General features: G+C 53.1%; 12 protein-coding genes. 6 read left to right on the top strand and 6 right to left on the bottom strand.

What is annotated here, in order from left to right; all coding sequences use genetic code 11:
- Nucleotides 1-55: 55 nt before the first annotated feature.
- Entirely contained in the window at nt 56-1,396 is a 1,341-nt protein-coding gene (locus OP494_RS14020) for a UDP-glucose/GDP-mannose dehydrogenase family protein (RefSeq protein WP_280541667.1), read from the top strand.
- 77 nt (nt 1,397-1,473) lie between these two features.
- On the opposite strand, the gene OP494_RS14025 is transcribed toward OP494_RS14020, so the two are convergent.
- Nucleotides 1,474-2,421, bottom strand: a complete 948-nt coding sequence (locus tag OP494_RS14025) for a putative sulfate exporter family transporter (RefSeq protein ID WP_280541670.1) — start codon at nt 2,419-2,421, stop codon at nt 1,474-1,476.
- A gap of 149 nt (nt 2,422-2,570) precedes the next feature.
- On the opposite strand from OP494_RS14025, the gene OP494_RS14030 reads away from it, so the two are divergent.
- Nucleotides 2,571-3,470, top strand: a complete 900-nt coding sequence (locus OP494_RS14030) for a LysR substrate-binding domain-containing protein (RefSeq protein WP_280541673.1) — start codon at nt 2,571-2,573, stop codon at nt 3,468-3,470.
- Between the two features lie 9 nt (nt 3,471-3,479).
- Here OP494_RS14030 and OP494_RS14035 read toward each other — a convergent pair whose 3' ends face one another.
- Together OP494_RS14035 and OP494_RS14040 are read right to left on the bottom strand one after the other, a co-directional pair.
- Nucleotides 3,480-4,556: a glycosyltransferase gene (locus tag OP494_RS14035; protein ID WP_280541675.1), complete on the bottom strand. Its 1,077-nt coding sequence runs from the start codon at nt 4,554-4,556 to the stop codon at nt 3,480-3,482.
- Nucleotides 4,557-4,584: 28 nt separating this feature from the next.
- A complete protein-coding gene (locus OP494_RS14040; protein ID WP_280541677.1) occupies nt 4,585-5,289 on the bottom strand; it encodes a hypothetical protein in 705 nt (234 codons plus the stop codon).
- Nucleotides 5,290-5,436: 147 nt separating this feature from the next.
- Here OP494_RS14040 and OP494_RS14045 point away from each other — a divergent pair, with 147 nt between their 5' ends.
- The 3 genes from OP494_RS14045 (at nt 5,437) to OP494_RS14055 (ending at nt 8,182) form a co-directional block, all read left to right on the top strand.
- On the top strand, nt 5,437-6,849 hold the full coding sequence (locus OP494_RS14045) for a mannose-1-phosphate guanylyltransferase/mannose-6-phosphate isomerase (protein ID WP_280541678.1): 1,413 nt from the start codon (nt 5,437-5,439) through the stop codon (nt 6,847-6,849).
- A 110-nt stretch (nt 6,850-6,959) separates the two neighbouring features.
- Complete coding sequence (locus OP494_RS14050; protein ID WP_178999936.1) at nt 6,960-7,331, top strand: diacylglycerol kinase; 372 nt, start codon at nt 6,960-6,962, stop codon at nt 7,329-7,331.
- Between the two features lie 470 nt (nt 7,332-7,801).
- A complete protein-coding gene (locus tag OP494_RS14055) occupies nt 7,802-8,182 on the top strand; it encodes a hypothetical protein (RefSeq protein WP_246923546.1) in 381 nt (126 codons plus the stop codon).
- Nucleotides 8,183-8,217: 35 nt separating this feature from the next.
- On the opposite strand, the gene OP494_RS14060 is transcribed toward OP494_RS14055, so the two are convergent.
- The 3 genes from OP494_RS14060 to OP494_RS14070 are packed head-to-tail and all read right to left on the bottom strand — an operon-like array spanning nt 8,218 to nt 10,970.
- Nucleotides 8,218-9,927 (bottom strand): glycosyltransferase family 39 protein, encoded by a 1,710-nt coding sequence (locus OP494_RS14060; protein ID WP_261506421.1) that lies wholly within the window; start codon nt 9,925-9,927, stop codon nt 8,218-8,220.
- Nucleotides 9,928-9,931: 4 nt separating this feature from the next.
- Entirely contained in the window at nt 9,932-10,219 is a 288-nt protein-coding gene (locus tag OP494_RS14065; protein ID WP_246923552.1) for a lipid-A-disaccharide synthase N-terminal domain-containing protein, read from the bottom strand.
- Entirely contained in the window at nt 10,212-10,970 is a 759-nt protein-coding gene (locus tag OP494_RS14070; protein WP_178999940.1) for a glycosyltransferase family 2 protein, read from the bottom strand. The genes OP494_RS14065 and OP494_RS14070 overlap by 8 nt, the downstream gene beginning before the upstream one ends.
- A 159-nt stretch (nt 10,971-11,129) precedes the next feature.
- On the opposite strand from OP494_RS14070, the gene OP494_RS14075 reads away from it, so the two are divergent.
- Nucleotides 11,130-11,870: a phosphatase PAP2 family protein gene (locus OP494_RS14075; protein ID WP_247620132.1), complete on the top strand. Its 741-nt coding sequence runs from the start codon at nt 11,130-11,132 to the stop codon at nt 11,868-11,870.
- The last annotated feature ends 8 nt before the right edge of the window (nt 11,871-11,878 follow it).

The raw sequence follows: 11,878 nt of genomic DNA on the forward strand, positions 1-11,878 counted from the left end.
TCGGGTTTGACGCCCACGCTTTTTTGATGACATGACACGTAAAGGACGACACACGATGAGAATCAGCATCTTCGGCACGGGGTACGTGGGCCTGGTCACTGGAACCTGCCTGGCGGATGTGGGGCACGATGTCATGTGCATGGACGTCGACGCCGACAAGATCGCGCGCCTCGAGCGCGGCGAGATTCCCATTTACGAGCCAGGGCTCGATGCCATGGTGCGTCGTAATGTCGAGGAAGGGCGCCTACGTTTCACTACCGATGCGGCGTTCGCCGTCGACTTCGCGCCGCTGCAGTTCATCGCCGTGGGTACGCCGCCCGACGAAGATGGCAGCGCGGATCTGCAGTACGTCCTCTCCGTGGCGCGCAGCATCGGCCAATACATGGGCGACGATAAGGTCGTCGTCGACAAGTCGACCGTGCCGGTGGGGACGGCGGACAAGGTGCGCGGTGCCGTACAGAGCGAGCTCGATGCCCGGGGCGCTTCGCTGACCGTCGATGTCTGCTCCAACCCCGAATTCCTCAAGGAAGGCGCTGCCATCGAGGACTTCACCCATGGCGCGCGAATCATCGTCGGCACCGATGCCGAGCGGGTGCGCGCCATCATGCGCGAGTGCTACGGTCCTTATAACCGTCACCATGAAAAGTTGATGTTCATGGATATCCGTAGCGCCGAGCTGACCAAGTACGCCGCCAACGCCATGCTGGCCACCAAGATCAGCTTCATGAACGAGATCGCCAATCTCGCCGAGCGCCTGGGTGCCGATATCGAGCAGATCCGTCGCGGCATCGGCAGCGACCCGCGCATCGGCTATCACTTCATCTATCCCGGTTGCGGTTATGGCGGTTCGTGCTTCCCCAAGGACGTACAGGCGCTGGCGAGGACCGCCGGTGAGATCGGGTATCGCGCCGAACTGCTCGAGGCCGTGGAAGGTGTCAACCAGCGCCAGAAAGCCACGCTCTTCGCCAAGCTTTCCCAGGCCTTCGATGGTGATCTAACGGGCAAGACGGTCGCCGTGTGGGGACTGGCCTTCAAGCCGAATACCGACGATATGCGCGAAGCGCCCAGTCGTGCCTTGATGGAGTCGTTGTGGGCGGCGGGGGCACGCGTTCAAGCTTTCGATCCGGAAGCCATGGACGAGTGCCGCCGGATTTACGGCCAGCGCGACGACCTCGCCCTTGTCGAGAATCGCGAGCAAGCCGTGGAAGGTGCCGACGCCTTGGTGATCTGCACCGAGTGGAAGGCCTTTCGTAGCATCGACTTCGCTTGGCTCAAGGAGACGCTGCGCATGCCGGTGGTGATCGATGGGCGTAATCTATTCGACCCGCAGGCAGTCAAGCGCGCGGGCTTGCTGTACTTCGCGGTAGGTCGCGGGGATTCACTCCAGTCGACGTGAATCGGGCCAGTGGAATAGACGAGTCAGTTGGATATGCAAGCGGCGCCTCGAGGGGCGCCGTTTTGTGTCGGGGCATTTCAACGCATCATCCAAGGTGTGATCAGCCCGCCACCGATCAGCAAGAGCACGAACAGCGTCAAGGCCAGCAAGAAGGGTTTGATGCCCAGGACGCGCAGTTTCTCTAGGCGCGTTTCGAAGCCAAGTGCCGCCATGGCCATCGCCAGTGCGATCTGGCCTACCGTTACCAGTCCATCGTGCAGTGGCGTCGGCAGGGCGATCACGCTATTGAACACGACCATGGCCAGGAAGCCGAACGCGAACCAAGGAATGACCAGTGCGGGACGTGCCGCGCTGTCATCGGCCTCTTGAATGTTGCGGCGTAGCCACCATTGACCGACGATCAGCAAAAAGGGTATCAGCAGCATCACCCGCACCAGCTTGACGATCACGGCGTTGGCCAAGGCGTGGGGCCCTACGGCATCGCCGGCGGCGACCACCTGGGCCACCTCATGCACGGTGGCGCCGATGTAGATGCCGAACAGGCCCTCGTCCATGCCGGTGAGAGGATAGAGCAATGGATACACCAGCATCGCCAGTGAGCCGAACAGCACGACGGTGGCCACCGCCATCGAGGTGGCGGCCGGCTTCGAGCGGATCGTGGTCTCGGTTGCCAGCACTGCGGCGGCACCACAGATAGCGCTGCCGGCACTGGTCAGCAACGCTGTTTCGGCATCCAGCTTGAATATCCGTGTACCCAGCCAATAGCCGGTGACCAGCACCGTGGCGATGACCAGCGTATCCAGCACGATCACCTTGGGACCGAGCCCGAGGATCTGTTGCAGGGTCAGCGAAAGGCCGAACAACACGATGCCGCTGCGCAACAGCCAGCGGGTCGCGAACTGGAGTCCTGGTGCCACGCCAGACAAGCGTCGTGCCAGGGGTAAATTGCCCACCATCAGTCCTAGCAATAAGGTAAACACTAGCGGACTGACGCCGCTCGAGGCGATGCCTGGCAATCTAGCCATGGCGAACCCGCCTAGCGTCAATGCGATGCATAAACTGAGCCCCTGCCACATGATGTTTCCTCTCGAATGCCGATGAAGAGGACAGGGTAGGCGTGCATCGTGTAACCTCATATCGAGTAATAACGATATGCCATTTAAGTAAATCCGATATGACATCCAAGGTAACGTTCCGCCAACTCGATGTATTTGTGAATGTGGCGCGCGCTGGTTCTGTGAGTGCCGCCGCTCAGCGCGTGCATCTTTCACAGTCGGCGAGCAGTCAGGCATTGAGCGATCTTGAGTACCAGCTTGACGTAGCGCTGTTCGAGCGTCTCGGGCGTCGTCTGGCGCTCAACGATGCCGGCCGGCGGTTATTACCACAGGCTGAGCAGTTGTTAGAGGGGTTAACGGTACTGGTGGAAACGGCGCGTGAGCCGCAAGGGGCATTACGCGGGCGCTTGCAAGTGTCGGCTAGTGCCACCGTGGGTACTTATCTGTTGCCGCGGCTGGCGGGTCGCTTTAGCGAGGTTCATCCGGAGACGGACCTCCAACTACGGCTGCGTAATACGCAAGGCGTGATCGACGACTTATTGCAATACGACGCCGATCTCGGCTTGGTGGAAGGGCAGTGTACTGAACCGCGTCTGTCCAGTGAGTTCTGGTGTCGCGACGAGATGGTGATTGTCTGTGCTCCGACACAGCGTTTCGCTGCTCAGTCGCGGTTGTCGCCTGAGGATCTGCAGGCCGCCGAATGGGTCCTGAGAGAGAGCGGTTCGGGGTCTCGCGCGATCTTCGAAGCGGCGATTCGGCCTCATGTAGCGCGCTTGCGGGTGCGCATGGAACTCGACCAACACGAGGCCATCAAGCAGGCCGTGCGGGCTGGCCTCGGTCTTGGTTGTTTATCGAGGCTCAGCGTGGCGGGCGAACTCGAGCGCGGCGAACTGGTCGCGCTGGAGACTCCACTACATTTGGTCCGTGACTTCTCGCTATTGTGGCATCCTGAGCGTTATCGCAGCCCGTTATGGCAGGCGTTCAAGGTGTTTCTTCAGGACGCGAGCTCAATTGTGTAAGGCGTATCGTTACTTCGCCAAGGCTTCGAACTGTGGCAGCACGGTCTCCTTGAGGAAGGGGCGGTAATGCGCCTCGGTCACGCGGACCGGGTCGGCATCCATACGGGCGATGGCGTCGGCCAGCGCCGTTTCGTCCTCGCGCGGAACTAGGAAGTCAGCGAGTTCGCCAGAGAGGATTTCACGCGGACCGGAGGGACAGTCGACGCTGATCACGGGCGTTCCCAGCAGCAGCGATTCGATGAGCGCGCGTGGCAGCCCTTCGGCGTCCGAGGTCAGGATCAAGGCCTTGGCGTTGCGAATGAACGGGTAGGGGTTGGTTTGATAGCCAGGCAGGATAACGCGTTCGGCGAGCCCCATGTCTTCTATCATTGCGCGAAGATTGGCTTCTTCATCGCCCTTACCCTTGCCCAACAGAACCAGCGGGGTCGTCACGCCACTGGCCTTATAGGCGCGCAGCAGGCGGTCATGACGCTTGCGCGCTTCAAACGTACCGACATTGATCAGGTACTCGCCGTCCGGTACTGGCGCCGATTCCTCGGCCATGCGCAGGAAGGGTGCTCGCTCGTAGGGGTTGTAGATGGCGCGAATTTCGGCGGGCTGGAGTCCGATGGCATTGAGCAGGTTGTCCTTGACGCCCTGGGAGACGGCGACGACGTTGCGTCCGCTATAGAAGCGATGCACCTTGGCGAATGCCTTGGTGCGCTGGTCGGGATCGCTGAATTTCGCCGAGATATCGCTCTTGATCCAGAACCACAAGTTGGGGAATGTCAGGTGCCGGGTGATCTTGTCGCAAGAACATGACAGCACGACATCTGGGGCAAATGCGCTCAATGCGCGCGCGATACGCGTGGCTTGCCATTTTTCCACCCACACGGTGGAGAACAGCTTGCTGAAGCGATTGATGACCCCGAGATTCTCGATCTCCAGTCCTTCCGGCAGGCGATGCTCGATCTTGTCGCGCAGGATGAAAACCTTGACGACGTGGCCGCGCTGGCGAAGGCCGTCAGCCGTGTAAAGCAGCGATTTCTCCGCGCCACCGCCATATAGATCGGCAATGACGAAGGCAAAGCGTTTGGGCGTTGGCATGAGTGTCTTCCCTGATGGGGGCTAATCCCTATAGTGCGAGTTGGCGAATCAGATACGCTTCGGCGAATGCTCGGTAACGCTCGCCTTGCAATTTCGTGGGGCTAAGCATGGCCACAATGGTCTGGCGACGTAGGCGGGCGTCTTGCGGCAAGCGTTTGACGTGGGTGTCGATCCAGACGATCTCGCCAGCGTCATCGAGCAGCAAGTTGCCATAATGAAAGTCGCGATGATAGTAGCCGTGACGAATCAAGGCCACGGCGTCGTCACATACGCGTTGCAGGAATGCCAAGCGTGCGTCTTCTTCCTGGCGGCGAAAGTAATCCGCGCCGGACTCGCCTCGGTCGAGATGTTCCATGGCCAGCAGTGATCCCAACGGATTGAAGGGGTTGAGGGCCACGCCGACACCACGACACTCGATGGCGCGCAGTCCAGCCCGGCGGATGCAGGTGTTGGCCCGCCATTCCTTGAGGGCATCGAAACCGCCGAGCAGACGCTTCTCCAGGATATCGCGAATCCACCATTTGAAAGGGTGACGCTGCACGACGTATTTGTCGGCCACCAGTTTGAATAGCGTATTCGACGCCTCATCGAGAAAGAAGCGACTGCTGCCTACCGCTTCCATTTGTCGAGTCGTGCCGGGTTGCGACAACGCGAGGTGGGAAGTGAACGCAAAGCGTGTGCGCATGTAATACCAGCGAGCAACGCCATTGAGCGAGACACGATACAACGGCATGAGTGGCGATCCGCCTCGTTCGGGAAACAAGGCGCTAATCCTCGGGAAGCGGGGGAAGGTTGTCAAGGCGATGTATGACAGGGCTGGCGCCTGCAGTGGCGGCTGGTTACCGTAGGTTCAGAGATATGCTCGGATAAGGAAGATGCCATGCTGACGCCCGTGATTCTCGCTGGCGGTAATGGAACGCGCCTGTGGCCACTGTCGCGACGCGATACGCCCAAGCAATTCCTGGCCCTGCTTGGTGAGCGGAGCCTGCTGCAAGCGACGCTTTTGCGTTTGGAGGGGCTCGATGTGGCGCGTCCCATCGTCGTCTGCGCGGATGCCCATCGTTTTCTGGTCGCCGAGCAGTTGCGTGAAATCGACTGTGAGGCGGATATCGTGCTCGAACCCGAGGGACGCGACACCGCGCCGGCTATCGCCATGGCGGCGCTTTGCCAGCAGGCGCGTGAAGACAGTGCGAACCGAAGCGCGCCCCTATTGGTGTTGCCTTCCGATCACCATCTCGGCGAGGTGGCGGCTTTCCACGAGGCACTGCAGACGGCGCTGCCGGCGGCGGGACGAGGTGACTTGGTGACGTTTGGCATCGTGCCGACGCGTGCGGAAACCGGCTATGGCTATCTGGAAGTCGCCGATGTCACGGCGGGTTTGCAGCCGCTTATACGCTTCGTGGAAAAACCGGATGTCGAGCATGCACGCGAATTTGCCAATGGCGGCCATCACCTTTGGAACAGCGGTATGTTCTTGTTGCGCGGGGACCGTTACCTCGAAGAGCTGAGACATTGGCGCCCGGCCATGCATGCCTCGGTGGAGAAGGCATGGGCCGGACGCGGCGCAGACCTCGATTTTCTACGTCCCGAGGCGGGCGCATTCGCCGAATGCGATGCCGAATCCATCGACTACGCTGTCATGGAAAATACCCGGGCCGGTGTCGTCATCCCCCTGGCGGCGGGATGGTCGGATGTCGGTTCCTACCAAGCACTGTGGGACGTTGCGTCGAAAGACGATGATGGCAACCTGCTGCGCGGCGACGTCATCGCGGAAGACACGCGAGACGCCTGGGTGCAGTCGCAGTCGCGCCTGGTCGCAACGCTCGGGATCTCGGATCTGGTCGTCGTTGAAACCGCTGACGCCGTACTGGTAGCGGATCGACACCGCGTCCAGGACGTCAAAACCCTGGTCGCGCGTCTGCAATCGCTCGGGCGTCAGGAAGGCATCGCGCATCGACGTGCCTATCGCCCCTGGGGCAGCTACGAATGCGTCGAGCAGGGCGCACGCTTTCAGGTCAAGCATATTCGCGTACATCCTGGCGCCCGCCTGTCGCTGCAACGCCATCATCATCGCGCCGAGCACTGGATCGTGGTCTCGGGAACGGCGCGTGTTACCCGGGGTGACGAGGTTTTCCTGTTGGGTGAAAACCAGTCCGCATATATCCCACTAGGTATCGCACATCGTCTGGAAAATCCCGGTCGCATCGAACTGGAACTCATCGAAGTGCAAAGCGGCGCCTATCTCGGTGAGGACGATATCGTGCGCCTCGATGACGATTATCGGCGCGACTGATAGAGAACGTTTTGTATCAGGAGCCATGATCAAGCGGAGAGACTTAATCAGCCCTTAAGGTATCGAGTCTATCCTACTAGCTTCTTTGTAAATTTGGACGTGTTGACAAAATGGCTGATCTAGATAAATGGAATGGAACAGGTCTCGTACGTTTAAATAAAGCTCTTTTTTGTTCTCTAAAAGGCTTGAGTGCTGCCTGGGTGCATGAGTCGGCATTTCGTCAAGAATTAGTGGTCCTTGCATTGTTGATGCCAATTCCTACCTTTGGGGATTACTTGCCTATAGAAAAAGCGATGATGGGGGCATCTCTCATCTTGCTATTGGTAGTGGAGCTTATAAATTCAGCTATTGAAGCTGTTGTGGATCGCGTGGGAACGCAATGGCATACATTAAGCGGCCGAGCCAAGGATCTTGGGTCAGCATCGGTTTTTATGACATTTTTGCTTGTTGTTTGGGTCTGGTTTAATATTTTAATGAAGTGATTTCAGTCATCTAGTGGTCGTTTGAAGTGTACCTTGTTACGTCACTTTGAAAGACTTTAAAGGAGTGAAGCGGCCATACTGTTAAAATGCTTGCAATAAGTATTGCGAAGTAAATGGAAGAGCTTTTATTGGTTTGGTGCTGAGAAAATTGGTGCAAAAATAGATAGAAAAAAAGGCAAGCCCATCCTGTCCCTAAAAACACCCCGCCGACAATATCAGTTAACCAGTGCGCATTCAGATAAACTCTAGAAAAGCATATAAGGAACAGTAATGAAAAGATGGTGAGGCCAGTCAATATTCTGTGTTTAACATTAAAGTGATGAGTAAATAGGAGGAGGATGCACAAGTAGAGCGTTATGTTTAATGTGGTGTGACCACTCGGAAAAGAAAAAGTCTCCCAGTTTTCATACAGCCCCACCATTGGGCGACTTTCATGTATTAAAAACTTCAGTAGAGGAACCGTTAAAGATATGCTGGTCATGGTTAAGGCTAAAAGTATAGCGGGTGCTTTTTCTTTCCTTACGAGCATGGATATTACTATTGCTGAGGATATTATGCCCACTACGATGCCATCACCAAGTTCAGTTATGCTTAGCATGAAGTTGAATAGAAAAGAACTCTGGTGCTGTGCAAAGAGGTTGTGTATGGTTCCATTTATTCCAGTAAACCAATTAGTAGTTTTAACTATCAATGATAGTATCAAGAAGAGTGAAAAGCATGTTGCTGAAAGTATCAAGAAAGATCTTGGTGATCTTGATGAATTGCCAGATACAGCGATTGTCTTTTTCATTTTAAAGCTCAGGTTGGAGGTGTTAAGGGGTTTTGTTTCTATAATGTTAAGAGAGGCTTAAAGCCTCTCTTTGACGGGATTTTAGGGTGGTGATGACTATTTTGTCGTGGGAGCTTCGTATAGCGGCGCAGATTTTTTATTTCCTGGGCACTGAGAAAAAGCGCTTCCGGGAAGAAGCCACCAATGATCACTGTTTTGAATACCCAGATCATGCTTTTCGGATTGATCGATACAAGCTTCCCCTTTTGCCTGATCTGCTCGTGTTAATATCCAACGCTCATCGGGAGACTGTTTAACCCATGCGTAAGCACGTTGTAATTGTTTTTCTAATGGGGTTTTAAAGCCGAATTGCACGACGGGTTGTTGTGCTTGTAGCACAAATTCTTCATCGAAATCCGGGAGCGCCAATGAAGCGTTTTTTCCTGTTATGCGCTGAACATTTTGCATCATATCGTGAGGCGACCTGGCCGTATTCATTAGTACATAGCCCCATGTAGACCATGAAACCCAGAAGGCCAGCATCCATATTACAAATATCAATATTCCACGGTGCGGTTTTAACCAGAGGATGAGGGGGATAGACAGCGCACCAATCGTCATCCACCAATTCCAAGGCACTACTCCATAGTGCTGCGATAATTCGTTTAGGCTACTGACTCCATAACCACCTAAGACTCCTGCAGTTAGTAAAGTGCCTGAAATGGCAATGATAGTAAATGTTGCCAGATAATTGAGACCCTTTTGTTGCAATAGGCCGGGTATGGACGGCGCGACCGCCCATATTAACAATGGGATTGTAGGCAATATATAAACGCCTCGTTTGCCTGGCGACAACGAAAAAAACAGAAGGATCAGCAATATTGCGCTTAAAGGCATCCAAATCTTAGCATCGCGTCTTCTCAATCGACGCTGCCAGTGTTTAATAAGCCATGGGAAGGCCAGTATTAGAGGTAGCCATGCCCAAGGAATGACACTGGCTAGATAGTAATACCAAGGGTTCAAGTGATGCCATGAATTGGCATATCTTTCGCCCGTCTGTTTGAAAAGGATATTATCCCGATAAGCTGTGAGACTTGAATCGTCTCCAAATGTGGCGATCAAGACCATGGGCACGACCCACAAGCTAACCGTCAAGATAAGTAATGAAAAACCCTTTATATACTGTTTCCATGTAGGGTGATGCACTACTCCTTGTTTATAGAATAATATCCAGCCGGGTATTAACGCCAAGGGCAGAAAGCCTACCCCCTTGGTCAATATACCGATGCCCATTGCGATCCAACTGACATACCACCAGATATTCTTGGCGTCAATTAATGAATAGCGTAGAAACCCGTAAGCCCCTAACGTAGTAAAAAAAGTGAGAGACATATCTATTTGTGCCGTCCGAGCTTGAAGAGCAAATTGGAACGTGCTCAACAGGGCAACGCCGGCTAATAGTGCGATGCGTATACCGTAGAGTCTTTTCGTTAAATCTGCTACTAAAAAGAGAGTTCCGAAAGCAGCAAGTAGAGACGGGAGCATGAATCCCCAACGTACCGAGCCAGTTAGAGCAATACCTATTGCCATTGCCCACATGAAAACAGGGGGTTTGTCGGGATAAATTTCGCCGGCGCGATGAGGAAACCAAAACTGACCCGTCTTAAGCATTTCGAGTGCGTTGAGTGCAAAGCGTGGTTCATCTGCTGGCCATGGATCACGTAACCCCAGTCCAATCGCTAAAATCACAAAACCGCCCAGAAAAAAAAGGCACCAAAAAAATCGGGTATGGCGAGCCACCGTTATTGGCAAGAGCGAAAAACGCATAAAGCTATTCACTTTTCGTTGATTTCATGTGTGTTTCATTACGGATTAAAATCATGTTACGCATGTAGATAAAAAGCCCTGCTCCTTGGCCAACGATAAACACGGGGTCTTGTCGATAAATTGCATAAGCAAAAAGCGTAGCGCCTCCGCCTAGACTTAATATCCAAAACGCGTTGGGCACAATACTGCGTCGCGCCTTCTCACTTGCAATCCACTGGACCAAGAAACGGGCCGAAAAAAAGCCTTGTCCAAGAAATCCAATAATCATCCAGATTAAGTCGTTTTTAAACATATTTGCCGGAGTCGTTGTCAGTAGGGTATGAATCCACCAGCGGCATTAAATTTGCCGGTAGTCGTGATCGGCGGCGCAACCACATGACACCTAGAATATCTATAATTCCTACCCAAAGTCTGTCATGTAAACCATAGTGTGAGTGTCCGTTTTGACGTTCTCGGTGGTTTACATTCATAGAAATACAGGTCCCTCCCTGCGCTTGAATAAGCGCAGGTATAAAGCGGTGCATATGGTTAAAGTATGGCAGTTTAAGAAACGCATTTTTGTTTATTAATTTAAGGCCACACCCGGTGTCGGGTGTTGAATCATTCAGTAGTTTGCTCCTGATACGGTTGGCGATTTTTGAAGAAAACCTCTTATGCCAAATATCACGTCTTTTATTGCGGTGCCCAGCAATTACCGTGACTGTGTTAGTGCTCGCATATTGATAAAGGATAGGTATGTCTGCCGGGTCGTTTTGTCCATCGGCATCGATAGTCGCCAACCAATCCCCTTCCGCTAGCCTTGCCGCTTGCCAGATAGACGTGCTTTGTCCGGAGCTTTTGTGGTGGCGGTATGCGCGTAGCCGTGGATTTTTCCTGGCTTCATTTGCAAGCCAATTTTGGGTGTCATCTATAGAGCCATCATCGATAACGATGATTTCGTGTTCAATTGAAACAAGTGCCTGATCAATTTCATCAAGCAACGTTGGTAAGTTTTCAACTTCATCTTTTGCAGGAATGATGACTGATAGTGTTTTTGGTCGCATGATTGCATATATAAAGTAGTGGCTTTGTCTTGATTATAAATATTTTTTCTTAAGGTATTCTTAAGCCTTTTGATGAATTTATTTGTTGCGCGTAAGCATGACTTAAGAAGTGGGGTGACATCATGAAGTATCCTTGTTATATATAAAGTTGATGTGCACATGCTCCCCAGAACTTTTTTAAAATACAGTGAATCACCTTGGGTGCCCTTGTTGAAGATGTGGGTTTTATTCACCCTGTTAATTATTGCAATAGCTTATTTTGAATTAGATTTTAGGACGGCTGATGCCGTTTACACGATGGAGGGAGGTGATTGGACGTTATCGGATTTCTGGCTGACTAAGTATGTTCTGCATGATATAGGGAAACGCTTTAGTATATCTATAGGTGTAGTGGTCTTGGTGGCAATTGTTGCAACCTTCTTTGTAGGGGCAATGAAAAGTCTGCGTCGTCCTTTGGTGTATCTCTTTGTATCAGTTGCACTTTCCGCATTAATAGTTTCTTCTATAAAGAACAGCATTAATGTGGCATGTCCTTGGGATTTAGTACGCTACGGAGGGAATATTCCTTACGTTGGTTTTTTCCAAGAGTGGCCTTCTAAGTTTCCAGATATTGCATGCTTTCCTGCCGGGCATGCTAGTGCGGGTTATGCCTGGATTGCCTTGTACTTCTTTTTCGACTACCTCTTTGTCTCTTCTAAGTGGAGACGTTTAGGTGCAGGGGGTGCTATGTCTATGGGCCTTCTTTTTGGTATTGATCAGCAAGTTCGTGGGGCTCATTTTTTGTCGCATGATTTGTGGACATTGATGATTAGTTTTAGTGTTTCCCGAATATTGGCGTATCTGTTTTTTGGTTTAATTAAAAATCGAAAAGTCGCTGTTGGTGATCTTGTTAATTCTTGAGGTGAGGT

This window comes from Chromohalobacter sp. 11-W, from assembly GCF_029889905.1.
Classification (GTDB): Bacteria; Pseudomonadota; Gammaproteobacteria; order Pseudomonadales; family Halomonadaceae; genus Chromohalobacter.